Below are 26,345 nucleotides of genomic sequence, written 5' to 3'. Positions count from 1 at the left end.
TCGCGGGAGGTTGGTATGAAGTTCGGGTTTGCACTCGCTCTGGCCGCCATGGTGTTTGCCGCACCGGTCGTCGCGCAGGAGGCTGCGAAGAAGCCGGCACCACCCGCCGGGCGCTTCGTCGAGATCGCCCGGTTCAAGGCGCCGACGGCGCGCCAGGCCGCCGCCGTCGATGACAAGTTCGTCTACGCCATTTCCGACCGCGCCATCGCCAAGCACGACAAGACCACCGGAGCGCTGGTCAAGGAATGGAAGGGAGCCGAGGACGGCCCGATCATCCATCTCGACAGCGGTGCGGTGATCGACGGCAAGCTCTACGCCGCCCATTCCAACTACCCGGCCTCGCCGATGACGAGCTCGGTCGAGATTTGGGACGCGCAGACGCTCGAGCATGTCGGCTCGCACAGCTTCGGCATCCTGCTGGGCTCGCTGACCTGGCTCGACCGCCATGACGGTGCCTGGTGGGGCGTCTTCGCCAATTACAGCCGCGTCTTCGGCCAGAGCCAGCAGCCCTATGGCAATTCCTACTGGACCACGCTGGTCAAGTTCGACGAGGCCTGGAAGCCGGTCCAGGGCTGGACCTTTCCCGCCGCCGTGATCAAGCGGGCCGAGCCGATGAGCATGTCGGGTGGCAGCTGGGGCAAGGACGGGCTGCTCTACGCCACCGGGCACGACCACAAGGAGGTCTACGCCCTGCGCCTGCCGAAAATGGGCTCGGTGCTGGAACTGGTCGCGACCTATCCGATCGAAGGCGAGGGCCAGGGCATCGCCTGGGATCGCAGCGGCGGCGCCGACACGCTATGGATGATCAGCCGGGCGAAGACCGAGCTGATCGGCCAGCGCTTCGAGCGCTGACCGGGGGCGCGGATCAGAATTTCAGCGCAGCGGCGACGCGGCCGGTGTTGACCGTCACCGTCGTGCCCTCGATCTCGGCAAAGCGGACGATCTGGTATTCGGCGCGCAGGAAGAGGTTATCGGTCAGGGCCCAGTCGACGCCGGCGCCGGCACTGAGGCCGAAGGCATAGGTGTTCTTCTTGGTACTGCCGACGGGTGCGACACTCGGTTCATAGCCGCTGGCATAGCCCTCTTCCGCCACTCCTGTGGTCGGGTTCGTGCGGTAGAAGTACCAGGTCGACTTGATAGTCGATGTCGTGTTGAAGCGCCCCAACGCGCCGCCGATGGTCGCATAGGGCATGATCCGGCCATAGGCCCAGCCCATGCGCAGGCGGAGCGTGGCATAATCGTTCAGCTTGGCACCTTGGTTGGTCGACATCGACCAGTCGTTGAGTGTCCCATCCGAGGTCGTGGTGCGCCGGCCGATATAGTCGCTGACGCTGTAGTTGTGCCCGGAGCGCGTATAGTCGGCCTCAAGTCCGAGGACTACGTCGTCGAACAGGTAATTATAGCCGACGATGCCGAAGAACTGGGCACCGCTGTCCCGCTTTTCCGGCAGGTCGCTGATGAAGCGCCCCATATTGTTTTCGGCGCCGAGCAGGGTGTTCCGGAAGGAATAATCCGCCAGCGCCGACAGGCCCTCGCCGGGCTTGAACTTGGTATCGCTGACGCCGGCGCCGCCGCCGAGATAGAAGCCGGACCAATCGAAGCGCCCACCACCGAACAGCGGCGGCGGCTCGACCGGCTGCTCGATCTGCGAACCCCTGAGGTAGTCGGCGCCCTGCGCCGCCTGCGGCAGTGCCAGCACGCAGCTCACCGCGATGACGGGGGCGAGGGTGGCGATAGATCCAGCACGCATCGCGTGTCTCTCCGAGCGAAAGCCAGCGCATTGGTTGAGCCGGCCCGGAGATGATTCATGCCGGGTTAACCCTAATGTCGGGTTAATGCGGTTGCGGATCGTGCCGCGCCTTGAAAGACATCGCCCACCGCTGCGGCTTGATTCTCCTTGGCGGCAGGAGAGGGCGCATGATCCGGCACATCGTGTTCTTCACGGCCAAACGTGCCGAGGATGTCGGCATGGTCCAGCGCCTGCTCGGCCGGCTCGGCGATATTCCGCACGCGCTCGCCTTCGAGGTCGCGGCCAACGCCAGGATCGATCCGATCGGCAATGAGATCGACATCGTCGTCTACGGCGAGTTTGCCGACGAGGCCGCGCTCGCGGCCTGGAAGGCGCATCCGATCTATGATCAGACGACGCAGGCGGTGCGCCCTCTGCGCGAATTGCGCTACTCGGCCGATTTCCGCTCGGCGATGCGGTGATTTGTGTTTCGATGCGCCTCCCCCGTCATTCCGGGACTTCGCGGAGCGAAGGGCCCGGAACCCATGAACACGGCGGTTGAGGAAAAGGTGCCCGGCGATCACGGCGACAGACCGGGCGCCTCGTATTCATGGGTTCCGGGCTCAGGCCTTTGGCCTGCCCCGGAATGACGAAGACGGCGCTGAAAACGCAGAGCCGCACGACCGCGCTGCCGTTGCCGCTCCAACGCCCGCAAGCTACATCCAGATCATGACTACGACCTCTCTCCGCCTGGCGCTCGCCCAGCTCAATCCGATCGTCGGCGACGTCGCCGGCAACGCCGACAAGGTGCGAGCCGCCCGCCGCGAGGCTGCTGCCGGCGGCGCCGAGCTCGTCATGTTCCCCGAGCTCTTCCTCTCGGCCTATCCGCCTGAGGACCTGGTGCTGAAACCGGCCTTCCAGGACGCCTGCCGCAAGGCCTGCGAGGAACTTGCCCGAGACACCGCCGATGGCGGCCCGGCCGTGCTCCTCGGCCTGCCCTGGCTCGAGGACGGCAAGCTCTACAACGCCTATGTCCTGCTCGACGGCGGCCTGATCCAGTCGGTGCGCTTCAAGGTCGACCTGCCGAATTACGGCGTCTTCGACGAGAAGCGGGTGTTCGAGCCCGGCCCGCTGCCCGGCCCGATCGTCTTCCGCAACCATGTCCGCCTGGGCATCCCGATCTGCGAGGACATCTGGGGCGAGGAAGTCGTCGAGTGCATCGCCGAGACCGGCGGCGAGATCCTGCTGGTGCCGAACGGCTCGCCCTTCCGCCGCGGCGTGATCGAGGAACGGCTCAACGTCGCCGTCGCCCGCGTCGTCGAGAGCGGCCTGCCGATGGTCTATCTCAACCAGCTCGGCGGTCAGGACGAGCTCGTCTTCGAGGGGGCCTCCTTCGTCCTCAACGCCGATCGCAGCTTCGCCCACCAGCTCCCGGCCTTCCGCGAGGCGGTCGCGATCACGCAATGGGAGCGCGGACCGGACGGCTGGCGCTGCCTGCCCGGCGAGGTCGCTCCGATCGAGAGCGGCGATGAGGCCGATTATGCCGCCTGCGTTCTCGGCCTGCGCGATTATGTCGAGAAGAACCGCTTCCCCGGCGTCGTGCTCGGCCTCTCCGGCGGCATCGATTCCGCCATCTGCGCTGCGATCGCGGTCGATGCGCTCGGTTCCGACCGGGTCCGCTGCGTGATGATGCCCTATCGCTTCACCTCGCAGGAGAGCCTCGACGATGCGAAGAGGTGCGCCGATGCGCTCGGCGTGCGCTACGAGATCGTGCCGATCGCCGAGCCGGTCGAGGGCTTCGAGCAGGCGCTGGCCGAACTGTTCGCCGGCACCAATCGCGGCATCACCGAGGAGAACCTGCAGAGCCGTGTGCGCGGCACGCTGCTGATGTCGATCTCGAACAAGTTCGGACCGATGGTGGTGACGACCGGCAACAAGTCGGAGATGTCCTGCGGCTACGCCACGCTCTATGGCGACATGAACGGCGGCTACAACCCGATCAAGGACCTCTACAAGACCGAGGTCTTCCGCTTGTCGGCCCTGCGCAATCGCTGGAAGCCGGCGGGCGCGCTCGGCCCGGACGGCGAGGTCATCCCCGAGAACATCATCGTCAAGCCGCCTTCAGCCGAATTGCGCGAGAACCAGAAGGACCAGGACTCGCTGCCGCCCTATGAGGTGCTCGACGACATCCTCGCCTGCCTGATCGAGCACGAGATGCGCCTCGCCGATATCGTCGCCCGCGGCCACGAGCTCGAGACGGTGCAGAAGGTCGAGCGGCTGCTCTATCTCGCCGAGTACAAGCGCCGGCAGGCGGCGCCTGGCGTCAAGGTCACCCGCAAGAACTTCGGCCGCGACCGGCGCTACCCGATCGTCAACCGCTTCCGCGATTCCGGCGAGCCGGCGCACGAGCCTGACCGGACGCTGGTCAAGGGCGTCGGCAAGGCCGGCGGCGAGAGCTTCGACTTCTGACGCGCAGAAACGCGCCGTCATTCCGGGGCGCCGCGCAGCGGCGAGCCCGGAACCCATGAACACCGCCTTTTCCGTCATGGTCGGGCTTGTCCCGGCCATCCACGTTTCCGCTGGTCGATGGCGGTGTTCAAGGCATGGATGCTCGCCACAAGGGCGAGCATGACGAACTGGAGCAGCGTCGTGTCCATGGGTTTCGGGCTCAGGCCCGAGGCCTGCCCCGGGATGACGGCGGAGCGCTCCTCTACAGCCAGAACCCGCCGATCTGGTTCGCCGCCGGATTGGCGATGCAGGCCGTCATCCGGTCGAGCCAGATGCGCTGGTACTTGGCGTTGGCGCCATGCTGAGTGTCGACGTCGTAGCGGCGCTGGATCAGCTTGACGCGGCGCTTGATGTGCAGGTCGACGAGGCTGTTGAGCTGGGTGATCAGCCCGCCGATCGTCGGGGCGCGGGCGATGGTGAGCTGATGCGCCAGCGCCCGGCAGACCACGAAGCCGACATCGTAGTGGAATTGCTCGTGCGCCAGCAGGCCGGCGTCCAAGACCACGCCGATCCTGACCTGCGCGCTCGGCCAGACTTCAATCTCGTTGGGCACGCCGAAGGCATAGTCCGCGCCGACCATGCGGGCGCCCTTGTCGAAGATCTCGTATTCGAAGGCGGTGTAGGCGTCCTGCACCGTGCCGTCAGCAGGGTCGATCACCACCGGAACCTGCAGGAAGTCGCCGGCCTTGAGCTTGACCGGCAGGCGCATCGCGCTCACCACGACGCCGGCGGGCGCCGGGTTGTTGGCCATGTGCAGGAAGGTCTTGCCGCCCGGATCGACCTTGGAATCCGGGCTCGTCATCTTCAGGAAGACCTGCTGGTAGCGCTTGATCCCGCCTCTGGTCAGCGGCCCGCAATCGCCGTCGACATCGAGCAGATCGATGCCGAGCGCCGCAGTATGCGGATTGATCATCGCCTGGACCAGGCGGGTATCTGGAACCGTGTTCTTGCCGCCGAACCCGACCGAAGCCGTGATGCTCATCCTCGCCTCCCAGCGTAGATATCGACATCCCCGTCGCCTTCTAACCTTGCGTCAGTTTGAGCCGTTGTCGAGCTTTTCCGCCGCCGCCGCATGGCCGCCCTTGCCCTCGCGCCATTCCCGCGCGACAAGCGGCCGGTCATGACCACTCCCTTCGTCCGCACCGCCCCGTCGCCGACCGGCTACCTGCATATCGGCAACGCCCGCTCGCTGATGTTCAACTGGCTCTTCGCCAGGCGCCATGGCGGGCGCTTCCTGCTGCGTTATGATGACACCGACCAGGCGCGCTCGAAGCCGGAATTCGCCGATGCGATCGCCGAGGACCTCGCCTGGCTCGGCGTCGTCCCCGACGCCAGCATCAAGCAGTCGGAGCGGATCGCTCTCTATGATGCCGCGGCGGAGAGGCTGCGCGCCGCGGGGCGCCTTTACGCCTGCTATGAGAGCGCCGACGAGCTCGACCGCAAGCGCAAGCGCCAGCTCGCCCGCGGCCTGCCGCCGGTCTACGATCGCGCCGGCCTGAAGCTGACGGCCGAGGAACGCGCCAAGCTTGAAGCCGAAGGCCGCAAGCCGCATTGGCGCTTCCTGCTCGACTGGGAGGAGATCGGCTGGGACGACCTCGTCCGCGGCCCGTCGCATGTCGACTGCGCCTCGCTCTCCGATACGGTGCTGGTCCGCGAGGACGGCACCTATCCCTACACGTTGCCCTCGGTCGTCGACGATCTCGACATGGGCATCACCCATGTCATCCGCGGCGAGGACCACGTCACCAACACCGCCGTGCAGATCCAGATCATGCAGGCGCTCGGCGGCACGCTGCCCACCTTCGGCCATCACAACCTGCTGACCACCGCGAGCGGCGAGGGGCTGTCGAAGCGCCTCGGCCATCTCTCGCTCCGGGGGCTGCGCGAATCCGGCATCGAGTCGCTGGCGGTCGCGGCGTTAGCCGTGCTGACCGGCTCCTCCGACGCAGTGCGGCCGGTCTCCAGCCTCGACGAGCTTGCCGGGCTGGTCGACCTCGCCCATGTCTCGCGCGCGCCGGCCAAATTCGACGAGCACGAGCTGGAGGCTCTCTCGGCCCGCACCCTGCATCAGCTCGATTTCGCTGCGGTCGAGGAGCGGCTGAAGCTCCTCGGCATCCCGGCGAGCGAGCCGTTCTGGCTCGCCGTGCGCGGCAATCTCGGCCGGCTCTCGGCTGCGAAGGACTGGTGGAAGGTGATCGAGGGACCGCTCGAGCCGCACGTCGCCGACAAGGCCTTCGCGGCCCAGGCGGCGGATTTGCTGCCGCCGGAGCCGTTCGATCAGACGACCTGGAAAAGCTGGACGCAAGGCGTCGCCGCCGCGACTGGCACGAAGGGCAAGGCCTTGTTCATGCCGCTGCGCCAGGCTCTGACTGGCCTCGACCATGGGCCCGAGCTGGCTCTGTTGCTGCCCTTGATCGGGCGGGAGAAGGCGTTGAAGCGGCTGCGGGGCGAGGCGGCGTAGGTTTTGCCGTCATTCTCGGGCGACGCGTAGCGGCGACCCGAGAATCTCGTGACAGGAGGCCGGCGACCGGAACCCCTCCGGCCTGAGATGCTCGGGTCAAGCCCGAGCATGACGCGCGTTGGCCCGCTCTCACTCGTGCCGGTGCATCGCCGAGTCGTGCTTGGTGTCGCGCATGGTCGAGTAGACCAGCAGCGAGATGAAGATCACCGCCGAGAGGTAGTAGTAGAACCACTGCTCGTGGCCCTGCTGCTTGAAGAACAGGGCGATCGCCGGCGCGGTGCCGCCGAAGATCGAGACGGTCAGCGCATAGGGCACGGCGACGCCGGTGGCGCGGATCGAGGTCGGGAACAGTTCGGCCTTCACCACCGCATTGATCGAGGTGTAGCCGGCGACGAAGAGCCAGGCGCCGGAGATCAAAAGGAAGGCGACCCAGGGCGACTTGGTCTGCTCCAGCGCCGACAGGATTGGCACGGTTAGCAGCGTCCCGGCGACGCCGAAGAAGATCAGCAGCGGCTTGCGGCCGATCCGGTCGGAGAGCCAGCCATAGAGCGGCTGCAGGATCGAGGCGAAGATCAGTGAGCCGGCGATGACATAGGTGGTGACGATGTCGGAGAGGCCGACCGTCTGCTTCACGAAGGTCTGCATGTAGGTGGTGAAGGTGTAGAAGGCGGCGGTGCCGCCCGCCGTCAGGCCGACCACGATCGCCACCTCTCGCGGATATTTCAGCAGGCCGCGCAGCGAGCTTTCCTTGGCCGGGCCGGCCTTCTTGGCCTCGTTGAAGGCATCGGTCTCGTGCATGTTCCGGCGCATGAACATGGCGGTGACGGCCAGCATCGCGCCGATCACGAAGGGGATGCGCCAGCCCCAGTCGACCAGCTGCTCATGCGTCAGGAAGACGTTCTGCAAGAGGAGCAGCACCAGGATCGCGGTCAGCTGCCCGCCGATCAGCGTCACGTACTGGAAGCTCGAATAGAAGCCGCGATGATCGGGATGGGCGATCTCGGTGAGATAGGTCGCGCTCGCCCCGTATTCGCCGCCCAGGCTCAGGCCCTCGATGACCCGTGCCAGCGCCAGTAATACCGGCGCCGCGAAGCCGATCGTCTCATAGGTCGGCGTCACTGCGATGATCAGCGAGCCGAAGCACATCATCAGCACCGAGACCGTCAATGACAGCCGCCGCCCATAGCGGTCGGCGATATGGCCGAACAGCCAGCCGCCGATCGGGCGCACGATGAAGCCGGCGGCGAACAGGGTCGCGGCGTTGAGCTGGACCACCACCGGATCATGCGAGGGGAAGAATTTTGGCGCGAAATAGAGCGCGAAGGCGGTGTAGGCGTAGAAATCATACCACTCGACCAGGTTGCCGACCGAGCCGATGAAGATGGCCTTCAGGCGCCGCGCCGTGTCGGCGACATCGAGGCCCTGTGGGGCAGGGGTGGCGATTGCTGGATCGGACATGGCTCGCTCCGCGCGTCGATGCGGCACGGGAGAAGCCTGCGCCGGCAGCAGAATGTTGATCTAAACCTTGCGTTTTGCGCTCGTCAGCAAGGCAAGGAACGATCGGAGTTGCTTCTGGTGCATGGCGGCGGTGATCCGCGAACCTGCTAGCCAAACTCAGCCTTCATCCTGAGGTCTGGCCGACGATGAAGACAATGATGTCAAGGGGCGCGTTCTCGCTGAAAAATGCGCGGGTCGTCCCGGGCGACCGAAGGGAGACCCGGGATCCATGCCGGAACCTCTATAGGAAAGGCTCAGGCATGGATCCCGGGTCTCCGCTTCGCTGCGTCCGGGATGACAGCGTGATGGATGTCGAAGCTCAACCTCTTGAAAACCGCGCATCATTTGCGGCCAGACCTCAGGATGAGGACTGAGGGAAGTTCAGCATGTTATCGCCTCATGGCCGCGCCGTCGCGCCGACCCCGAGATTGGGCGCGAGGTTCGGCGCGACGATCCGCACGGTGCGGCGCTCGCCGGTAACGCTTTTGCTCTCGCGCTTCAGCCCGTCGCCCTGCTGGAGCGTCTTCTCGCCGTCGATCTTCTGTGGGCCGACGCCGGCCGATTCGGTGCTGGCGGTCGGCACATTGGTGTCCGGCGTCGGCTCGTCGCCCGGAGCGGCCTGGAGCGTGGTCGGTGCCGGACCGGCCGCGGTAGCCGGCTTGGCCTCAGGCGCATTGGCCGCGCCCTTCTTGCCGCGCTGCGGCTGCTCGGGCTTCGGCCGAGACATTTCCTGCGAGCGCTGCTCGGTGACGATGATGTCGCCCTTGCGCTGCTCCAGCATCTGCTCGGCATTCTGTAGCGCCTGGGCCCAGCTCTGGCCCTGCCCCCGGCAGGTGCAGGCGGCGTCGAAGCTGCGGGTGTATTTCAGCGCGTTCGGCAGGGACGAGTAGGGCTGCCCGCTGCTGCGCGCCACCGCGTTCTGGATGTCGCCGCCGCTGCTCATGCCATAGGCCAGCGTCTCGCTGCCGGGGCAGAGCGACTGGCACATCTCGTCCTGGCTCTCGCGTCCGCCCGGGCTGTTGGCGAGCGGGAAGAAGTAGCCGTCACAGCTGCGCACGCAGACCGAATAGGGGCCGCCCTGGCGTGCCCCGCCTTCCGTCGGCTCGGTCGGTTGATCGGGGTCGAGCTCGGGCAGGGTCGAATCGATCTCGCCGCGGCGCGGCTCGATCCCGAAGATCGTCTCGAAGAAGCCGCGCGGCTGCGCCCGGCAGTTGTTGTTGATCAGCGCCGCGAGTTGGGCGCGCCGCTGCTCGACGCCGCCGCCCTGGGCCTGCTGCTGGAGCTGACCATACTGCGACTGCAACGCCCCGAGCTGGGCGCGGATGCCGCCGCATTGCGGTGGCGGCGCATCGCCGAAGAACAGGAAGCCGCCGCGATCGCAGCCCATCGACCGATACTGGCTGGAGAGCTGCGCCAGCTGGCCGGCGACACGCTGCGCCGCCTGGGCGGCGCGGGCATCGCCGCCGCGCTGGCCCTGCAGGTTGGAAAGTTCGGCGCGCCAGTTGTCGCAAGCCGGCGACTGCGCCAATGCGGCGCCCGACAGCGCGGCGAAAGCCAGCGCCGGAGCGAGCGCGCGTCGGAGCGAAGCGAAAATCATGGAAGGCAGAGTGCTATCCCTGTGGTTCGTCCCATGCCAGCAGCGATCGCTGGCACCGGCAAAGCACATGCTAGAAACGCGACGGAACTAAGGAGGCGCGTGTCGAACCGTCCGCGAAAGCCGATTCGATGCATCGCCCGGATAGCTTTGCGCATCGCATATAGCGCTTCGCGCGGCAAATAATGGGCGCGATCAAGCTTGCGCGATCACGCCTCCTCGGTTTGGTAGGCGCCGGCGAGGTGGCGTCCGCGCTCGGTCAGCACCGCCAGCACGCGCTCGAACACCCGAAGCTCCTCCGGCGAGATCCCCTCGACCCAACGCTCCTCGAAGGCGAGGGCCAGCGGCACGATCTGGGCGTAGATGCGCTGGCCAGCAGCGGTGAGGGCGACGAAGGCCTCGCGCCGGTCGGCCCGGTTCTCAGCTCGCGTCACCAGCCCGCGCTTATCGAGCTCGCCTACGGCGCGCGAGACCTTGGTCTTGTGCATCTGCGAGAGCTCGCCGATGTCGCGCGAGGTCAGCTGGCCGAACTCGCCGAGCTGCGCGATTACCCGCCATTCCGGGATGCCGATGCCGAAGCGCGTGCCGTAGACCCGGCCCAGCCCGCGACTGGCGAAGAAGCCGACCACGTTCAGGCGGTAGGGCAGGAACTGCTCAAGATGGAGGGTGCGGTCGGGTGATGGCGGCTTCGGCTTCGTTGACATTAGTTTCACATGTAACTAATTAAGGTGGGATCAAGGCCGCTCAAGGCCGCGCCCGCGATCATTGCGCAACGGCAGCGCCTGTCAAAGCGGCTAGCATCGGACCGAAAAGTGGAAGCCACTTTTCGGAGCAATCTGATGCTTGAGAAACGGATCAGGAGGAGGCCCAGTCATGAACGTGCAAACCACGCTTCAGTCGAGCTTCGGCGAGCAGGTCCGCGGCGGGCGCCGCTACATGTCCGGCTTCGGCAACTCCTTCGAGACCGAGAGCCTGCCGGGCGCGCTGCCGATCGGCCGCAACTCGCCGCAGAAGGCGGCCTACGGCCTTTACGCCGAGCAGCTCTCTGGTTCGCCCTTCACCGCGCCGCGCTCCACCAATGAGCGGTCCTGGCTCTATCGCATCCGCCCGAGCGTCAAGCACGGCGGCCGCTGGACGCTGGTCGACAAGGGGCTGATGCGGACCGCGCCCTGCCGCGACGAGACGAAGCCCTCGCTCGGCCAGTTGCGCTGGAGCCCGATTCCGCTGCCGCAGGAGAAGCTCACCTTCCTCACCGGCCTGCGCACCCTGACCACCGCCGGCGACGCCGACAGCCAGGCCGGCATGGCCGCCCACATGCTCTTCGTCACTGCCTCGATGGAGAAGGAATACGTCTTCAACGCCGACGGCGAGTATCTGGTCGTCGCGCAGGAGGGGAAGCTTCGCTTCTTCACCGAGTTCGGCATCATCGAGATCGAGCCGGGCGAGATCTGCATCATCCCGCGCGGCGTCGTCTTCCGCGTCGAATTGATGGGCGGGCCGGCGCGCGCCTATGTCTGCGAGAACTATGGCGGCGCGTTCACATTGCCTGATCGCGGGCCGATCGGCGCCAACTGCCTCGCCAATCCGCGCGATTTCCTCACCCCCGTCGCCGCCTATGAGGACATCGAGGAGCCCTCGACTCTCTATGCCAAATGGGGCGGGGAGCTGTTCTCGACCAAGGTCGACCAGTCGCCGCTCGACGTCGTCGCCTGGCACGGCAACTACGCGCCCTACAAATACGATCTCAGACATTATTCGCCGGTCGGCGCGATTTCCTTCGACCATCCCGACCCGTCGATCTTCACTGTGCTGACGGCGCCGTCCGAGACGCCCGGCACCGCCAATATCGACTTTGTCATCTTCCCGGAGCGCTGGATGGTGGCGGAGAACACCTTCCGACCGCCCTGGTACCACCGCAACATCATGTCGGAGTTCATGGGGCTGATCTACGGCGTCTACGACGCCAAGCCCGAGGGCTTCACCCCCGGCGGCTTCAGCCTGCACAACATGATGCTGCCGCACGGCCCGGACGCGCAGGCCTTCGAGCATGCCAGCACGGTCGAGCTGAAGCCGGTCAAGCTCACCGGCACCATGGCCTTCATGTTCGAGACGAGATTCGCCCAGCGCGTCACCGGCTACGCCGCCGGCCTGCCGGAGCTGCAGGACAATTACAGCGATTGCTGGAGCGAGCTGAAGAAGCGCTTCGACCCGAACAAGCCCGAGGCGTGGTGAGGTCTCGCTGCAGCGTCGCCCGCTCTCTCCCCCCTTGTGGGGGAGAGCTGGAGAGGGGGGTAGTCAGCGGTGAGGCTGATCATTGGCGAAGCCTCGACGCCGCTCGCCCGGTCACCCCTCTCCCGACCCTCCCCCACAAGGGGGGAGGGCTCCCGCGCCTTTTTCTGGCCCGTTGGCGCAAGCGGTCTTCAGCGCGAGCGCAGCCGGTTCATGAAGGCGTCGTAGGAGAGTTCCGCGACCTGCCACCAGAGCAGGTTCTCGCCGCGGAAGGCGACCATCGACTCATAGCCCTTCTTGAAGGCTTCGCTCTTGGCCGAGGTCTCGGCGTAGTACTCTTCGGCCGCCTTGAGCGAGGCTTCCATGATCGGCTGCGGGAAGGCCTTGAGCTGCGCGCCCTGGGCGATCAGCTTGCGCAGCCCGCCCGGATTGACGAAGTCGTACTTCGCCAGCATCCAGTTGTTGGCCGCCTCGCAGGCGTTCTGGACGATCGCCTGGTAGTGCTTGGGCAGCTTGTTCCACTGCTCCTGGTTGATGACGAGGTGCAGCATGGCGCCGCCCTCCCACCAACCGGGATAGTAGTAATAGGGCGCGACCTTCACGAAGCCGAGCTTCTCGTCGTCATAGGGGCCGACGAATTCGGCGGCGTCGATCGTGCCGCGCTCCAGCGCCGGGTAGACGTCGCCCGCCGCGATCTGCGTCGGCACCACGCCGAGCTTGGCCAGCACCGCTCCGCCCATGCCGCCGATGCGGAACTTCAGGCCCTTGAGGTCGTCGACGGTCTTCAATTCCTTGCGGAAGAAGCCGCCCATCTGGCAGCCGGAATTGCCGCAGGGGATCGAGTAGGCGTTGAACTTGGCGAGCGCGCCGTTGACGATCTGCTCGCCGCCGCCGAAATACCACCAGCTATGCTGCTGGCGGGCGTTGAGGCCGAAGGGAATGCCGGTGCCGAGTCCCAGCGCCGGCTCCTTGCCGACATAGAAATAGGTCGGCGTATGCGCGCATTCGACCGTGCCGGAGGTGACCGCGTCGAGCGCCTGCAGTCCGGGCACGATCTCGCCGGCCGAGAAGGTCTGGATCTGGAACCTGCCGTCGGTGGCGTCCGACATGAACTTCGCGAACTGCTGGGCGGTGCCGTAGATCGTGTCGAGCTGCTTCGGGAAGCTCGAGGTCAGGCGCCATTTCACCTCGGGCATCGATTGCGCGATCGCGGGCATCGCGATCGGCGCGGCGGCCGCGGCGAGCGCGCCCGTCTTCAAAAACGTACGGCGTTGCATGGACTTTCCTCCCCGGGATCGATTTGCTGCCATCATCACTGTTCGGCGAGGATTGAAAAGAGATGAAAGTCGCATCCCTCATGCATGGCCGGGATGGCCGCCTCGTCGTGGTCTCGAACGACCTGACCCGCGCGACCGACGCCTTTCCGGTCGTGGCGACGCTGCAGGGCGCGCTCGACGACTGGAGCCGCTGCGCGCCGCGGCTCGCCGATCTCGCCGAGAGCCTCGAGCACGGCTCGGTGCCGTCCTTCCGCTTCCACGAGAATCACTGCGCTTCGCCCTTGCCGCGCGCCTATCAATGGGTCGACGGCTCGGCCTATGTGAACCATGTCGAGCTGGTCAGGAAGGCGCGGGGGGCCGAGATGCCCGAGAGCTTTTGGACCGATCCGCTGATGTACCAGGGCGGTTCCGATTCCTTCCTGGGCCCGCGTGAGGCGGTGAAGCTGGCGAGCGAGGATTACGGCATCGATCTGGAAGCCGAGATCGCCGTCGTCACCGGCGACGTGCCGATGGGTGTCAGCCCCGAGGCGGCGCGCGGGCTGATCCGCCTCGTCATGCTCGTCAACGATGTGAGCTTGCGGAATCTGATTCCCAATGAATTGGCGAAAGGCTTTGGTTTCCTTCAATCAAAGCCGTCTTCCGCCTTCTCGCCAGCGGCGGTGACGCCGGATGAACTCGGTCCTGCCTGGAAGGATGGCAGGCTCAGCCTGCCATTGCTCGCCCAGGTCAACGGCAAGCCGTTCGGCAAGCCTGAGGCCGGCGTCGACATGACCTTCGACTTCGGCGTGCTGATCGCCCATGCCGCCAAGACCCGCCCGCTCGTCGCCGGCACCATTGTCGGCTCCGGCACGGTCTCGAACCGCGATGCCGATGGCGGCCCGGGCAGGCCGGTCGCGGAGGGCGGGCTCGGCTATGCCTGCATCGCCGAGCAGCGCATGGTCGAGACGATCCGGCACGGCGCGCCGCAGACGCCCTTCCTGCGCTTCGGCGACAGCGTCCGCATCGAGATGAAGGACGCCGCCGGCCATTCGATCTTCGGCGCGATCGAGCAGGACATCCTGCCGCATGCGGGATGAAACCCTCATGCACGCCTTTGTCGGTCAGGCGCGTAAGCCCTCCCCCCTTGTGGGGGAGGGTTGGGAGGGGGGTATCGCACCCGCAGTCCTCTCCGCGTCAAGCTCGGCACATGTCGAGGGTGGCATACCCCCCTCTCTAGCTCTCCCCCACAAGGGGGGAGAGGATGGGTTGCGGATCCGAGCAGATGCGGCCGACCGCTTCACCGTATTCAACTGACGAGGTTGCTCCATGTCCTCCCCCGCTTTCGCCTCCACTGCCGATCTCGGCGAGAAGACCGTCTCCTTCGAGGAGGTCGGCAAGGGCGTCTACGCCTATACCGCCGAGGGCGACCCCAATAGCGGCGTCGTCGTCGGCGACGAGAGCGTCCTCGTCTTCGACGCGCAAGCGACGCCGACCATGGCCGAGCGCGTCATCGCCCGGGTGCGCGAGGTCACCGACAAGCCGGTCAGCCATGTCGTGCTCTCGCATTATCATGCGGTGCGCGTGCTCGGCGCGCCGGCCTATGGCGCCCGCGAGATCGTCTGCTCGGATGCGGCGCGCGCGATGATCGTCGAGCGCGGCGAGGAGGACAAGGCGAGCGAGATCGGCCGCTTCCCGCGGCTCTTTCAAGGTGCCGACTCGATCCGCCCCGGCCTGACCTGGCCGACCACGACCTTCTCGCACAATGCCTCGATCTGGCTCGGCAGCCGCGAGGTTCGGCTGATGAAGCTCGGCCGTGGCCACACCGCCGGCGACATCGTCGCCTGGACGCCGGACACCAATGTGATCTTCGCCGGCGACCTCGTCGAATATGGCGCCACGCCCTATTGCGGCGACGCGCACTTCACCGACTGGCCGACGACGCTCGATGCGCTCGCCGCCTTCGCGCCGGCCGCCATGGTGCCGGGCCGCGGCGCGGCGCTGACCAACCGGGCGATGGTCGCCGACGGCATCAAGGGCACCCGCGCCTTCCTGTCCGATCTCTACGAGGCGGTGAAGGGCCATGTCGCCCAGGGGCGTTCGCTGCGCGAAACCTTCGAGCGCGTCCATGAGACGCTGAAGCCGTCCTATGGCGACTGGGTGATCTTCGAGCACTGCCTGCCCTTCAACGTCACCCGCGCCTATGACGAGGCCGGCGGCCTCGACCATCCGCGCATCTGGACCGACGAGCGCGACCGCCAGATGTGGGTCGAGCTGAGAGGGTAGGGCGGGTCAGGCGGCGCGGGGATGGATCGCGGAATAGTCCTGCTCGGTCTCGGCCTTGGACAAGTCGTGAGCAGTTTGCAGATTGAGCCAAAAGCGGGGGTCAGTGCCAAAAAAGCGACCGAGCCGGATCGCGGTATCGGCGGAGACATCACGCCGCTGGCGCAGGATGTCGCTGATCCGATTGCCGGGGACGTCGAGCGCCTTGGCGAGCGAGCGGGCACTCATTCCGAGTGGCTCCAGATACTCCTCGCGCAGGACCTCGCCGGGATGGGTTCTGATCCGTGCCATCGCCATGTCTCCTCAATGATAGTCGACGATCTCAACCGCCTCAGGGCCGTCGCCGTCCCAGCGGAAGCAGAGTCGCCATTGGTCGTTGATCCGGATGCTCCACTGCCCCTTGCGGCCGCCTTTCAGCGCCTCCAGCCGGTTGCCCGGCGGCGAGCGCAGATCGAAGAGCGTGACAGCGGCGTCCAGCATATCGAGCTTGCGCAACGCGACCTTCTCAACGGCCCGCCAGCGGGCAGCACAGGCCTCTCCACGAAGCAAGCGCTCGGTATCCCGGTCGGCGAAGCTCAGGATCATGATCCAGGATATGATACGTACCGTATATCGGTCAAGGAGCTGAGCTGATGCAGCCCTTTCGCCAGTTCGCCTATCAACGCAGCCCGGATCAGGACGCAGCTACGCCGGCCCGGCATCCCGTCGTCATCGTCGGCGCCGGCCCGGTCGGGTTGACGCTGGCGCTCGATCTGGCGCGCCGGCAGGTTCCGGTCGTGCTGATCGACGACGCCGACCGGATCGGCGAGGGCTCGCGCGCCATCTGCTTCGCCAAGCGCACGCTCGAGATCTTCGACCGGCTCGGGCTCGCCGAGGCGATGGTCGAGAAGGGCGTCACCTGGCAGAAGGGCAGGGTCTTTCGCGGCGACACCGAGCTCTACGAGTTCGACCTCCTGCCCGAGGGCGAGCACAAGCAGCCGGCCTTCATCAACCTCCAGCAATTCTATGTCGAGGCAGCGCTGGTCGAGGCCGTGCTCGCCGAGCCGCTGGTCGATCTGCGTTGGAGCAATCGCCTCGCCGGCCTGGAAAACCGCGAGGACGGCGCCAGGCTGACGATCGCGACACCGGAAGGGGATTACGCCCTCGAAGCCGACTGGCTCGTCGCCTGCGACGGCGCGCGCTCGCCGACGCGCGGCCTGCTCGGGCTGGAGTTCCGCGGCGAGGCCTTCGAGGACCGCTTCCTCATCGCCGATGTGAAGATGACCGCGCCGTTCCCGACCGAGCGCTGGTTCTGGTTCGATCCGCCCTTCCATTCCGGCCAGTCGGCGCTGCTGCACAAGCAGCCGGACGATATCTGGCGCATCGACCTGCAACTTGGCCCGGATGCCGATCCGGATCACGAGAAGCGGCCGGAGATCGTGCGGCCCCGGATCGAGCGCATGCTTGGCCATGCCGAGTTCGCGCTTGAATGGGTCTCGGTCTATCGCTTCCAGTGCCGCCGGCTCGACCGCTTCCTGCATGGCCGCGTGATCTTCGCCGGCGATGCCGCCCATCAGGTCTCGCCCTTCGGCGCGCGCGGCGCCAATTCCGGCATCCAGGATGCCGACAATCTCGGCTGGAAGCTGGCGCTGGTCGTACAGGGGCGGAGTCCCGCCTCGCTGCTGGACAGTTATGACAGCGAGCGCGCCGCCGCCGCCGACGAGAACATCCTGAACTCGACGCGGGCGACCGACTTCATCGCGCCGCGCTCGCCCGGCGAGCGCCTCTTGCGCGAGGCGGCGCTGTCGCTGGCGCCGCATACCGGCTTCGCCAAGCGCTTCGTCAATTCTGGGCGGCTTTCGCTGCCCTCAGCCTATGCCGGTTCGCCGCTCTCGAGCGAGGATGACGGTGGGGAAGGTAACCTGCCGCTGGGCGCGCCCTTCCTCGATGCTCCCGTCACCGGCGCTTCTCACGCCTGGCTGAGCGAGGCTTTCGCGGCGGGGCAGGCGATCCTGCTCGGTGAAGGCACGGCAAGGATTGCGCCTGCCGGCGTGCTCGCGATCGAGCCGGCGGCTGGCGATAGAACCTTGTGCCAGCGCTATGCCCTGGAGGGCGGCGCAGCCGTGCTGCTGCGGCCGGACGGGCATGTCGCTGCCCGCTTCCCGAACCCCGAGCGCGCTGCGATCGAGGTTGCGATCGAGCGCATGGAGGGCAGGGGATGAAAGCCGCGGTTGCCATGATCCCCGCGAACGGACTCGCCCGCGAATCGCGCTTTACCGATCCCGATGCCGCCTTTCGCCTGCTGGCCCAGGCGCATCGTGACCTGGATGAGCGCGAGAGCGCTGCGCTCAATGCCCGCCTCGTCCTGATCCTCGCCAATCACATCGGCGACGAGCGGGTCCTGCGCGAGGCCGTGGCGCTGGCGCACGAGGCGAGGTAGGCTCGGCTCACGACGCCCTGGAGCCGTGAGCCTGATGGAAGACCTGCCGACCTTCTACCCTACCCTGATCCCGCTCGGCTTCTTCTTCTGGGGGCCGGCGCTGGTGGTGCTGACGCTGCTCCTGTCCTGGCTCTGGGCGCGCAGCCTGCGCGTCGACCGGGCGCTGGAGAGCGACTTCAACGGCTTCACCAAGGATGACGTCGAGAAGCTCTTCTCGCTCTATGGCCCCGAGCGCCGGGCGATCTATCGCAACAAGCTGCTGCCGGCCGATCTCGCCTTCGCGCTGGTCTATACGATCGTCGGCGCGCTGATCGTCGTCGGTCTCTCGATGCGCGGCTATCCCTGGTGGGTGGCGGCTCTGTGCGGTGGCGGCTGGCTCTTCGGCGGGCTCTGCGACATCGCCGAGAATCTCGCGATCGCGCGCCTGCTCGATCGCTACCCGAAGGTCGAGGACGGTACCGTCGCCTTCGCCAGCGGCTTCACCCGGCTGAAGCTCGTCCTGACCGGGCTTGGCTTCGTCGGCGCGATCGCAGCCTATTATCTCGCCTTCAAGCCGATCGCCGCCTGAGCATGCGCGGTTTCGTGTGCGTCTTTCTGGCGGCTGGTATCGTCGGTGCACTGGCCCTGCCGGCGGCGGCTGACGAAGCCTATAAGCGCTGCATCGACACATCGGACGGCACCAATCCCGCCTGGGCCGCCTGCGGCGGAGAGTGGGTCGCCCGCGAGGACGCCAAGCTCAATGTCGCCTGGAAGCGGCTCTATGCAGCGAGCGAGCCGGCGACGAAGAAGGATCTGCTCGAGGAGCAGCGCGCCTGGAACGCCTTCAAGGACAAGGCCTGCCAGTTCTACGCCAATGGCGACTTCGGCCGGGAAGGGCAGGTGCTGCATTTTCCGAGCTGCCGGGCGGAGCTCATCGCCCAGCGCACGGCGGTACTGGACAGCTATGGCGCCGACCGGCGCTAGTGCGGGCTGACTTTACACGGAACCACCATCGTCATCCTGGGCGCCCAAAGGGCGTCCCGGGATCCATCGTAGAGTTCGGTGCCTTACGATGGATCCCGGACCTGCGCGGCTTCGCCGCTTGTCCAGGATGACGGTGTGATTCCGTGTGAAATCCGCATGCTCCAGCAATCGTCAGGCCGCGATATATACGCGCCGGAGGCGGAAGCGGATGGCGGGCACCGGCGTTGCGCCGATCAGAATCTCAACTTCGCTCGGTGCCGATTCGAAGCCGAGCCGTGCCGCCAGCTGCAACGATGCTGCGTTCTGCGGATGCGTGACGACGAGGGCTTCCGGCAGGTCGAGCGTCTCGAAGCCGTAGCGGAGCAGCCGCTCCACCGCCTCCCGGGCGATGCCTTGTCCCCAGTGCCGGACGGCGAAGCGATAGCTGATCTGGGCCTGCTCCGGATCGTCGCCATCCGGAATGAGCCCGACATAGCCGAGCGGGTCGCGTTCGTCGGTACGGGCGAACACGGTCCAGTAGCCGAGCCCGCGTGCGACATGGAGGAAGCTGCGCGCTGCGACGCCCTCGTGGCCCATCGCCGGGTCGCCGACTGCCGCGATGAAGCGCATGACCTCTGGATCGGCATTGAGCGCGGCGATGAAGTCGAGATCGGCCTCGGTGCGCGGCTTCAGGAGGAGTCGCTCGGTTTCCAGCTGCGGCAGCATGGTCGTCGCTCTGTCGTGTCGTTGGAAGATTGCTCGTGCCTGCACTGGTGCGGGACGGCGCGCTATCCCATATCCTGCCGGCCGTTGTGCGGGAATGTCTTGGGAGAATCTGGATGAGCTTTCGTCGTTGCCTTCTCGCCGTCTCGGCTGGTCTCGCGCTCGCCGGTGTCGCCGCGCCGGCCCTCGCGCAGGAGGACCTGATCTTCAGGAAGTCGACGGTCTGGAAGATGCTGACTCCGGACGACAAGCTCGCCGTCTACGGCGTCGACGATCCGGTCGTCGAGGGCGTCGCCTGCCATTACACCGTGCCCGAGAAGGGCGGCGTCTCCGGCATGTTCGGGGTCGCCGAAGAGGTCTCCGAGGTCTCGCTCGCCTGCCGCCAGATCGGCCCGGTGAAGATCAAGGAGAAGTTCTCGCAGGGCGACGTCGTCTTCCGCGAGCGCCGCTCGCTGATCTGGAAGAAGATGCAGATCGTGCGCGGCTGCGACGCCAAGCGCAACGTCCTGATCTACATGGTCTACACCGACAAGCTGATCGACGGCTCGCCGCAGAACTCGACCTCGAGCGTGCCGATCATGCCCTGGGGCGGGATGGGCGAGGTGCCCAAATGCTCGGAATGGGTGAGATAGGGCGGCATCTGCGCCTCGACTTTCGTACACTTTAGATGTACATTTCGAAGCGCTGCGACAGATGCGGGCGCTGAATGGAATTCGAGTGGGACGAAGCCAAGCGGCGCTCGGTTCTGGCCGAGCGCGGCGTCGACCTGCTCTATGCCGCTCTGATTTTCGAGGGGCCTACGCTGACCGCAGCGGATAATCGGCGGGACTATGGCGAGGAACGCTGGGTTTCGCTGGGCCTGATCGACGGTGAGTGTTTCGTCGTCGTGCACACGGAGCGGAATGGCGTGACCCGCCTGATCACTGCATGGAAGGGCGGAACGGATGAGCACAGACGATATCAGGAGAGCGTCGCTCGCTGAGCTCCGTGCCAAGCGCGATGCCGGCGAGCTCCATCACGATCCGAATGCCCCGGAAGGCGAAGAGCTTGGTTCCGAGTTCTGGGAGAATGCGGCTCTGGTTCAGCCGAAAGGCCTGACCTCAGTCCATCTCAAGCTTGATCCTGAGGTTTTCGCCTTCTTCAAGCGCGGCGGGAAAGGTCACCTGACCCGGATGCAGAAGGTGCTGAAGGCCTACGCAGAAGCACAGATGAGCCGGGGCCGGAAGGCCGGCTGAACGCGATCAGGTCAGCCCCCGCAGGTGATCGTCAGCGGCTGCTCGGTCTGCGCGACGTTCGCCGGACGCGGCGTCGAGCCGGTGATGTCCTCGCGGGCGGCCAGGCCATAGGCGGTGGCGACGCGGTGGCCTTGCGACTCGCACCAGGCGTCGGCGACGATCTGGCCGCATTCCGACTTGCTGGCGATGCAGTCGGCGACGCCGTAGCCGTCTCCGGCCGGGATCAGATAGGTGCGCTCGGCCTTGGGGGCGGCGACGGTTCCGGTCGCGGGCAGCAGGGCCAGCGACATTCCGGCGCCAAGGATTCCGAAGAGCCCGACCAGAGCGACGGCGCGGCGCATGATACTGTCCCTGAGACCCGACCGGGGCTGAACCTTCGACATGTCAAACTGGTTCCAAATGGTTAAGACTGCGTGAAGCACGGCAATCTTGGTTGCGCGCAAACCGTCTGCTGCTTGTGGCGGCATTGCGGCGGCGAGAGCTGAAATCGCGGGAAGGCAGGGCGATGGCGCGCGAGCGTTGCGCAGCTGCCACTTGACGTAAGCGCACATGACAGGCATCACAACTGGATGACGCGAGCCCTCGCCATTATTTGCATTATTTGCCGCTAGCTTTCGCTGGCCGGCTGCTCACGTCCTCGTCCCAACGAAAAGACAGACAGCGCCCCGGCCAGCGGCCAGGATAAGCCGTTTTTGTCGCCTTCTCGCCAGGACACCGCTTCGATGCAGCCGACCCTCAGGCTCTACAACACGCTGACGCGGACGAAAGAGGTCTTCACCCCCGTCGATCCCCATAACGTGCGCATGTATGTCTGCGGCCCGACGGTCTACGACTACGCCCATATCGGCAATGCCCGGCCGGTCATCGTCTTCGACGTGCTCTACCGGCTGCTGCGGCAGCTCTATGGCGAGGGTCATGTCCGCTATGCCCGCAACCTCACCGACGTCGACGACAAGATCAACGCCCGCGCCGCGCGCGATTTTCCTGGCTTGCCGCTGAACGAGGCGATCGCCAAGGTCACGGAAGGCACGACGGCGCAGTACCATGCCGATGTCGACGCACTCGGCAACCTGCGCCCTGACGACGAGCCGCGTGCCACCGGCCATATCGAGGAGATGAAGGCGATCATCGAGCGCCTGATCGCCCGCGGCGTCGCCTATGTCGCCGAGGAGCATGTGCTCTTCCATGTCCCGGCCGTCGCCGGCCTGAAGGAGGCGCCGCGCTACGGCTCGCTCGCCCGCCGCTCGCTCGACGAGATGGTCGCGGGGGCACGAGTGGATGTCGCTCCCTATAAAAGGGACCCAATGGATTTCGTGCTGTGGAAGCCGAGCCGCGCCGGGATCGATCCGGGCTGGCCGTCGCCGGCCGGCATCGCCACGCCCGGCCGCCCCGGCTGGCACATCGAATGCTCGGCCATGTCGATGAAGACGCTGCTCGAGCCGTTCGGCGGTGGCCTCACATGCGACGATCCCGCCAGGAACGTCTTCGACATCCATGGCGGCGGCATCGATCTCGTCTTCCCGCATCACGAGAACGAGCTGGCCCAGAGCTGCTGCGCCTTCGGTGCGGCCGGCGGTGCGCCGCGCATGGCGAACTACTGGATGCACAACGGCTTCCTGCAGGTCGAAGGCGAGAAGATGTCGAAGTCGCTCGGCAACTTCGTCACCATCAACGAGCTGCTGGCGACCGACACCTTCGGCGGGCGGAAGTGGCGAGGTGATGTACTGCGCCTCGCGATGTTGCGTACCCACTATCGTCAACCGATCGATTGGACGGAGCGTAGCCTTCTTGAGGCGGAGCGAACCCTGAATAGCTGGGCTCGGGTGTGGGCTCCGGACCAATTGCCATCGCTTGAGATCGACGAAGTGGAAGAAGCACTTTGCGATGATCTCAACACCGCCGCTGCAATTGCCGCGCTTCATAAGGTCTATAATGAAGCAGAGCGCGGTGATGCTAGCGCTGGAAGGCGATTGACTCGGACGCTACTGGCGTTGGGTTTTGATGATCTCTTCTATCGCAGCGCAGGAAGTTTCGGACTGACCGACATAGAAAAGGTCGGAATTCAGAATCTCATCGCCGCACGCCTCGACGCCCGCCGCGCCAAAAACTTCGCCGAATCCGACCGTATCCGCGACGAGCTCGTCGCCATGGGCATCGTGCTCATGGACGGCAAGGACCCGGCCACCGGCGAGCTGATTACGAGCTGGGAGGTGAAGCGGTGAACGATCTCGCGGAATTGCTGGCGCCACCGAGCGAGCCTGCAGTTTCGCGGGCGCTCGCCGCCTATCGACAGAAGCTCGCCGACAGCTATGGTGATCGTTTCGTGGCGGCTTATCTCTTCGGCAGCCGCGCGCGCGGCGACCATCGCCCCGACAGCGATGCGGATGTCGCGGTCGTGCTGAAGGCGTTCGAAGGGACGCCGATGGGCGAGAAGATGCGGCTCATCGATCTCGCCTTCGACGCTCTTACGGACGCAGGGCTGATGATCCAGCCTTGGCCTTTCACGCGCATTCAATGGGAAGGCCGCGAGCCGGAAGGGCGGTTCGCCGACCTGCTCGCATCCGCGCGCCGCGACGGCAAGCCGATCGACGTGCGGCCATGAGGCCGCATCTGGAGAAGGCCGAGCAGTCCTTGCGCTCCGCCGAGCTCCTGCTCGGCGCAGGCGATCTCGATGGCGCCGTCAATCGGGCCTACTATGCCTGTTACGATGCTGCGCGCGGTGCACTGGAGGCCGTCGCCGATCTCGACACGCGGCAGGTTAAGAGCCATGCCGGGCTGATCAGGCTGTTCAACCTGCGCGTCGTGAAAGAAGGGCTGCTGCCACTCGAAACCGGTCGGTTGATCGGGCGCGAGGAGCAGCTGCGCTTGTTCGCCGACTACGGCGACGGCGTTCATGAACGGGCCGAGGCCGAGCTCGCCGTCGAGCAGGCGAGGCAGTTCGTTGCCGCCTGCATCTCACTCATCAAGCCCCAAGGCAAAGAAGAACAATGACCACCCAGACCTCGAAGATCCGCAAGCGCGGCTCGCTCTCGATCGCGATGAAGCTCGTCATGCTCGCCATGGTGATGCCGAAGGTGCTGCGCTACCGGCTGCGGGTGAGGCGATGACGGGACCGACATTCGCGACGCAACCCTCCCCCCTTGTGGGGGAGGACAGGGAGGGGGGGCAACCGACTGGGTCGACTGCTCGCCAAGCGGAGCTCCCCCCCTCTCCAACTCTCCCCCACAAGGGGGGAGAGGGCACGGCGGCGCAAGCACTCGCCCGCATCCACCTCTTCGACACGACTTTGCGCGACGGCGCCCAGACCACGGGCGTCGACTTCTCGCTCGACGACAAGCGTGCGGTCGCGGCGATGCTCGACAAGCTCGGGATCGACTATGTCGAGGGCGGCTATCCCGGCGCCAACCCGCTCGACACCGCCTTCTTTGCGGAAAAGCCGACGAAGCGGGCGAAGTTCGCCGCCTTCGGCATGACCAAGCGGGCAGGGCGCTCGGCTTCCAATGACCCCGGCATCGCCGCGCTGCTCGATGCCAAGGCCGACGCCATCGTCTTCGTCGCCAAGAGCTGGGACTATCATGTCCATGTCGCGCTCGAGATCTCGCTCGCGGACAACCTCGACGGTATCCGCGACAGCGTCGCCACCGCCAGGGCGGCCGGCCGCGAGGTGATGCTCGACTGCGAGCACTTCTTCGACGGCTACAAGGCCAATCCCGATTATGCGCTCGCCTGCGCCCGCACCGCCTATGACGCCGGGGCGCGCTGGGTCGTGCTCTGCGACACCAATGGCGGTACGCTGCCGGACGAGATCGGCCGGATCGTCGCCGAGGTGGCGAAGGTCGTGCCGGGCGACAATCTCGGCATCCACGCCCATGACGATTGCGGCTGCGCCGTCGCCAACTCGCTCGCCGCGGTCGAGGCCGGGGTCCGCCAGATCCAGGGCACGCTGAACGGCCTCGGCGAGCGCTGCGGCAACGCCAATCTCGTCACCCTGATCGGCGCACTCAAGCTGAAGGAGCGCTACAACCGCCGCTTCAGCGTCGGCGTTGGGGAGGCAGAGCTCGGCGAACTCACCCATGTCTCGCGCGCCCTCGACGAGATGCTGAACCGCGCGCCGAACCGGCACGCGCCCTTCGTCGGCGCCTCCGCCTTCGCCACCAAGGCCGGCATCCATGCCTCGGCCGTGCTGAAGGACCCGCGCACCTACGAGCATGTCGCGCCCGATCTGGTCGGCAATGTCCGCAAGGTGCTGGTCTCTGACCAGGGCGGCAAATCGAACCTCGTCGCCGAGCTGGAACGCATCGGCGTCACCATCGGCCGCGATGATCCCCGGCTCTCGCGCGTGCTGGAGGAGCTGAAGGAGAAGGAGGCGCAGGGCTACGCCTTCGAGGGGGCGGATGCCTCGTTCTACCTGCTCGCCAAGCGCATCCTCGGCGAGCTGCCGGCCTATTTCGAGATCGAGCGCTTCACCGCCAATGTCGAGCGCCGCTATAATGCTTTGGGTGAGCTCGTCACCTTCTCCGAGGCGATCGTCAAGGTGAAGGTCGGCGCGGAAACGCTGATCTCGGTTGCCGAAAGCGCGCTCGGCCCGGTCAATGCGCTCGATCTGGCCTTGCGCAAGGACCTTGGCCGCTATCAGTCGCTGATCGGCGGCCTCAAGCTGGTCGACTACAAGGTCCGCGTCTTCCAGGGCGGCACCGATGCGGTCACCCGTGTGCTGATCGAGTCCGCCGACGAGACCGGCGAGCGCTGGACCACCGTCGGCGTCAGCGCCAACATCATCGACGCCTCGTTCCAGGCGCTGGTCGACTCGATCACCTACAAGCTGATGCGCGAGGGCGCGACGGCTTAGTCAGCCTCCTTCTCCCCTCGGGGGAGAAGGTCCGGCAGGGGATGAGGGCGGCGCGACTGGGTGAGACGCGGCGCTGCCCTCATCCGTCAGCGCTACGCGCTGCCACCTTCTCCCCCGAGGGGAGAAGGAAAAAGTCTCACTCCGTCAGGCGCAGCGACCTCTCCTTGCAGAGGTCTATGCCGTCATTGTCGCTTTCGCTCTCGTCGCTGAACTTGCCGAGGACGTAGTAGCTGCAGCCGGCCGGCTTGTTCAGCTTGAGGGCGATGCTCTTGCCGGGAGCGAGCGGCTTGGCGAGCTTGGCGACGAGGCGGGCCTGCTCGCCCGTGGTCGTGATCTCCAGCGTCTCCAGCGGCACGGTGCGGCCGTTGGTGATCTTGACCTGCGCCGGTGGGCGCGATTGCGCGAGCGCTGGCACGATCGGCAGCAGCGCGAGCGCGCAGGCGGCGGGAAGAATGCGTTGAAGCGTCATGGCGTCTTCTCCGGGCAGGGTCTTTAAAGGCTTTGATCCAGTCTGACATCGCAGTTGCGACGAGAAAAAGGCGGGATCGGTATCGCTTCGTGGCGGCAATGCCGGGTTGCAGGCGCCGTGGACGTCGTCGATCCTGCGGCGGGATAGTGGAGAT

29 protein-coding genes are annotated in these 26,345 nt (G+C 66.2%); 18 read left to right on the top strand and 11 right to left on the bottom strand.

From position 1 onward, the window contains the following. The first annotated feature begins 15 nt into the window (after nucleotides 1-15). The gene (locus tag ACSQ24_RS16320) at nucleotides 16-852 is read left to right on the top strand and encodes a cycloisomerase (protein ID WP_436095688.1); all 837 of its coding nucleotides are present in this window, start codon (nucleotides 16-18) and stop codon (nucleotides 850-852) included. Between the two features lie 13 nt (nucleotides 853-865). Here the strand turns inward: ACSQ24_RS16320 and ACSQ24_RS16315 are convergent, their stop codons facing one another. Beyond that, the gene (locus ACSQ24_RS16315) at nucleotides 866-1,750 is read right to left on the bottom strand and encodes an outer membrane beta-barrel protein (RefSeq protein ID WP_436095687.1); all 885 of its coding nucleotides are present in this window, start codon (nucleotides 1,748-1,750) and stop codon (nucleotides 866-868) included. A gap of 167 nt (nucleotides 1,751-1,917) precedes the next feature. On the opposite strand from ACSQ24_RS16315, the gene ACSQ24_RS16310 reads away from it, so the two are divergent. Both ACSQ24_RS16310 and ACSQ24_RS16305 read left to right on the top strand, forming a co-directional pair. Then, entirely contained in the window at nucleotides 1,918-2,211 is a 294-nt protein-coding gene (locus ACSQ24_RS16310; protein WP_436095686.1) for a Dabb family protein, read from the top strand. A gap of 247 nt (nucleotides 2,212-2,458) precedes the next feature. Continuing rightward, nucleotides 2,459-4,198: an NAD+ synthase gene (locus tag ACSQ24_RS16305; RefSeq protein WP_436095685.1), complete on the top strand. Its 1,740-nt coding sequence runs from the start codon at nucleotides 2,459-2,461 to the stop codon at nucleotides 4,196-4,198. Between the two features lie 241 nt (nucleotides 4,199-4,439). Here ACSQ24_RS16305 and ACSQ24_RS16300 read toward each other — a convergent pair whose 3' ends face one another. Then, on the bottom strand, nucleotides 4,440-5,219 hold the full coding sequence (locus ACSQ24_RS16300; protein ID WP_436095684.1) for a hypothetical protein: 780 nt from the start codon (nucleotides 5,217-5,219) through the stop codon (nucleotides 4,440-4,442). A gap of 138 nt (nucleotides 5,220-5,357) precedes the next feature. Between ACSQ24_RS16300 and gltX the strand changes: the two genes are divergently transcribed. Beyond that, the gene (gltX, locus tag ACSQ24_RS16295) at nucleotides 5,358-6,698 is read left to right on the top strand and encodes a glutamate--tRNA ligase (protein ID WP_436095683.1); all 1,341 of its coding nucleotides are present in this window, start codon (nucleotides 5,358-5,360) and stop codon (nucleotides 6,696-6,698) included. A gap of 129 nt (nucleotides 6,699-6,827) precedes the next feature. On the opposite strand, the gene ACSQ24_RS16290 is transcribed toward gltX, so the two are convergent. The 3 genes from ACSQ24_RS16290 to ACSQ24_RS16280 form a co-directional block, all read right to left on the bottom strand. Continuing rightward, nucleotides 6,828-8,156 (bottom strand): MFS transporter, encoded by a 1,329-nt coding sequence (locus ACSQ24_RS16290; RefSeq protein ID WP_436095682.1) that lies wholly within the window; start codon nucleotides 8,154-8,156, stop codon nucleotides 6,828-6,830. 436 nt (nucleotides 8,157-8,592) lie between these two features. Further along, the gene (locus ACSQ24_RS16285; RefSeq protein WP_436095681.1) at nucleotides 8,593-9,792 is read right to left on the bottom strand and encodes a DUF2865 domain-containing protein; all 1,200 of its coding nucleotides are present in this window, start codon (nucleotides 9,790-9,792) and stop codon (nucleotides 8,593-8,595) included. 206 nt (nucleotides 9,793-9,998) lie between these two features. Further along, nucleotides 9,999-10,493: a MarR family winged helix-turn-helix transcriptional regulator gene (locus tag ACSQ24_RS16280; protein ID WP_436095680.1), complete on the bottom strand. Its 495-nt coding sequence runs from the start codon at nucleotides 10,491-10,493 to the stop codon at nucleotides 9,999-10,001. A gap of 169 nt (nucleotides 10,494-10,662) precedes the next feature. On the opposite strand from ACSQ24_RS16280, the gene hmgA reads away from it, so the two are divergent. Beyond that, nucleotides 10,663-12,021, top strand: a complete 1,359-nt coding sequence (hmgA, locus tag ACSQ24_RS16275) for a homogentisate 1,2-dioxygenase (RefSeq protein WP_436095679.1) — start codon at nucleotides 10,663-10,665, stop codon at nucleotides 12,019-12,021. Between the two features lie 188 nt (nucleotides 12,022-12,209). Here the strand turns inward: hmgA and ACSQ24_RS16270 are convergent, their stop codons facing one another. Beyond that, the gene (locus ACSQ24_RS16270; RefSeq protein ID WP_436095678.1) at nucleotides 12,210-13,295 is read right to left on the bottom strand and encodes a TRAP transporter substrate-binding protein; all 1,086 of its coding nucleotides are present in this window, start codon (nucleotides 13,293-13,295) and stop codon (nucleotides 12,210-12,212) included. Between the two features lie 62 nt (nucleotides 13,296-13,357). Here ACSQ24_RS16270 and ACSQ24_RS16265 point away from each other — a divergent pair, with 62 nt between their 5' ends. Both ACSQ24_RS16265 and ACSQ24_RS16260 read left to right on the top strand, forming a co-directional pair. Further along, on the top strand, nucleotides 13,358-14,371 hold the full coding sequence (locus ACSQ24_RS16265) for a fumarylacetoacetate hydrolase family protein (protein WP_436095677.1): 1,014 nt from the start codon (nucleotides 13,358-13,360) through the stop codon (nucleotides 14,369-14,371). Between the two features lie 229 nt (nucleotides 14,372-14,600). Next, a complete protein-coding gene (locus tag ACSQ24_RS16260; protein WP_436095676.1) occupies nucleotides 14,601-15,557 on the top strand; it encodes an MBL fold metallo-hydrolase in 957 nt (318 codons plus the stop codon). Between the two features lie 6 nt (nucleotides 15,558-15,563). On the opposite strand, the gene ACSQ24_RS16255 is transcribed toward ACSQ24_RS16260, so the two are convergent. Both ACSQ24_RS16255 and ACSQ24_RS16250 read right to left on the bottom strand, forming a co-directional pair. Continuing rightward, nucleotides 15,564-15,845: a HigA family addiction module antitoxin gene (locus ACSQ24_RS16255; protein ID WP_436095675.1), complete on the bottom strand. Its 282-nt coding sequence runs from the start codon at nucleotides 15,843-15,845 to the stop codon at nucleotides 15,564-15,566. A 12-nt stretch (nucleotides 15,846-15,857) separates the two neighbouring features. Continuing rightward, on the bottom strand, nucleotides 15,858-16,139 hold the full coding sequence (locus ACSQ24_RS16250) for a type II toxin-antitoxin system RelE/ParE family toxin (RefSeq protein WP_436095674.1): 282 nt from the start codon (nucleotides 16,137-16,139) through the stop codon (nucleotides 15,858-15,860). Nucleotides 16,140-16,186: 47 nt separating this feature from the next. Here ACSQ24_RS16250 and ACSQ24_RS16245 point away from each other — a divergent pair, with 47 nt between their 5' ends. Genes ACSQ24_RS16245 through ACSQ24_RS16230 form a run of 4 tightly spaced genes read left to right on the top strand, consistent with a single transcriptional unit; the run spans nucleotide 16,187 to nucleotide 18,936 of the window. Further along, a complete protein-coding gene (locus tag ACSQ24_RS16245) occupies nucleotides 16,187-17,755 on the top strand; it encodes an FAD-dependent oxidoreductase (protein ID WP_436095673.1) in 1,569 nt (522 codons plus the stop codon). After that, nucleotides 17,752-17,973: a DUF2783 domain-containing protein gene (locus ACSQ24_RS16240; protein ID WP_436095672.1), complete on the top strand. Its 222-nt coding sequence runs from the start codon at nucleotides 17,752-17,754 to the stop codon at nucleotides 17,971-17,973. The genes ACSQ24_RS16245 and ACSQ24_RS16240 overlap by 4 nt, the downstream gene beginning before the upstream one ends. A gap of 34 nt (nucleotides 17,974-18,007) precedes the next feature. Beyond that, nucleotides 18,008-18,541 carry a hypothetical protein gene (locus ACSQ24_RS16235; RefSeq protein WP_436095671.1) on the top strand — a complete coding sequence of 178 codons (534 nt, stop codon included), beginning with the start codon at nucleotides 18,008-18,010 and terminating at the stop codon, nucleotides 18,539-18,541. Between the two features lie 2 nt (nucleotides 18,542-18,543). Further along, a complete protein-coding gene (locus ACSQ24_RS16230) occupies nucleotides 18,544-18,936 on the top strand; it encodes a lysozyme inhibitor LprI family protein (RefSeq protein WP_436095670.1) in 393 nt (130 codons plus the stop codon). Nucleotides 18,937-19,107: 171 nt separating this feature from the next. Here the strand turns inward: ACSQ24_RS16230 and ACSQ24_RS16225 are convergent, their stop codons facing one another. Beyond that, entirely contained in the window at nucleotides 19,108-19,641 is a 534-nt protein-coding gene (locus tag ACSQ24_RS16225; protein WP_436095669.1) for a GNAT family N-acetyltransferase, read from the bottom strand. Nucleotides 19,642-19,754: 113 nt separating this feature from the next. Here ACSQ24_RS16225 and ACSQ24_RS16220 point away from each other — a divergent pair, with 113 nt between their 5' ends. The 3 genes from ACSQ24_RS16220 to ACSQ24_RS16210 all read left to right on the top strand — a co-directional run bounded on the left by ACSQ24_RS16220 (nucleotide 19,755) and on the right by ACSQ24_RS16210 (nucleotide 20,873). Next, entirely contained in the window at nucleotides 19,755-20,270 is a 516-nt protein-coding gene (locus ACSQ24_RS16220; RefSeq protein WP_436095668.1) for a CreA family protein, read from the top strand. A 74-nt stretch (nucleotides 20,271-20,344) separates the two neighbouring features. Next, nucleotides 20,345-20,620, top strand: coding sequence for a BrnT family toxin (locus tag ACSQ24_RS16215; protein WP_436095667.1), 276 nt, complete (start codon nucleotides 20,345-20,347; stop codon nucleotides 20,618-20,620). Next, the gene (locus ACSQ24_RS16210; protein ID WP_436095666.1) at nucleotides 20,583-20,873 is read left to right on the top strand and encodes a BrnA antitoxin family protein; all 291 of its coding nucleotides are present in this window, start codon (nucleotides 20,583-20,585) and stop codon (nucleotides 20,871-20,873) included. Before ACSQ24_RS16215 ends, ACSQ24_RS16210 begins: the two co-directional genes overlap by 38 nt. Before the next feature lie 11 nt (nucleotides 20,874-20,884). On the opposite strand, the gene ACSQ24_RS16205 is transcribed toward ACSQ24_RS16210, so the two are convergent. Next, the gene (locus ACSQ24_RS16205; protein WP_436095665.1) at nucleotides 20,885-21,214 is read right to left on the bottom strand and encodes a hypothetical protein; all 330 of its coding nucleotides are present in this window, start codon (nucleotides 21,212-21,214) and stop codon (nucleotides 20,885-20,887) included. A gap of 381 nt (nucleotides 21,215-21,595) precedes the next feature. On the opposite strand from ACSQ24_RS16205, the gene cysS reads away from it, so the two are divergent. The 4 genes from cysS to cimA all read left to right on the top strand — a co-directional run bounded on the left by cysS (nucleotide 21,596) and on the right by cimA (nucleotide 25,722). Beyond that, nucleotides 21,596-23,095, top strand: a complete 1,500-nt coding sequence (gene cysS / locus ACSQ24_RS16200) for a cysteine--tRNA ligase (protein WP_436095664.1) — start codon at nucleotides 21,596-21,598, stop codon at nucleotides 23,093-23,095. Next, on the top strand, nucleotides 23,092-23,475 hold the full coding sequence (locus ACSQ24_RS16195) for a nucleotidyltransferase domain-containing protein (RefSeq protein ID WP_436095663.1): 384 nt from the start codon (nucleotides 23,092-23,094) through the stop codon (nucleotides 23,473-23,475). The genes cysS and ACSQ24_RS16195 overlap by 4 nt, the downstream gene beginning before the upstream one ends. Continuing rightward, nucleotides 23,472-23,864, top strand: coding sequence for a HEPN domain-containing protein (locus tag ACSQ24_RS16190; protein WP_436095662.1), 393 nt, complete (start codon nucleotides 23,472-23,474; stop codon nucleotides 23,862-23,864). The genes ACSQ24_RS16195 and ACSQ24_RS16190 overlap by 4 nt, the downstream gene beginning before the upstream one ends. Nucleotides 23,865-24,138: 274 nt before the next feature. After that, the gene (cimA, locus tag ACSQ24_RS16185; protein ID WP_436097906.1) at nucleotides 24,139-25,722 is read left to right on the top strand and encodes a citramalate synthase; all 1,584 of its coding nucleotides are present in this window, start codon (nucleotides 24,139-24,141) and stop codon (nucleotides 25,720-25,722) included. 136 nt (nucleotides 25,723-25,858) lie between these two features. Here the strand turns inward: cimA and ACSQ24_RS16180 are convergent, their stop codons facing one another. Continuing rightward, the gene (locus ACSQ24_RS16180) at nucleotides 25,859-26,191 is read right to left on the bottom strand and encodes a hypothetical protein (protein WP_436095661.1); all 333 of its coding nucleotides are present in this window, start codon (nucleotides 26,189-26,191) and stop codon (nucleotides 25,859-25,861) included. Between the last annotated feature and the right edge of the window lie 154 nt (nucleotides 26,192-26,345).

It is taken from the genome of Allobosea sp. LjRoot237 (assembly GCF_964253285.1).
Taxonomy (GTDB): Bacteria; Pseudomonadota; Alphaproteobacteria; order Rhizobiales; family Beijerinckiaceae; genus Allobosea.
This window is presented reverse-complemented; position numbering and strand designations above follow the sequence as displayed.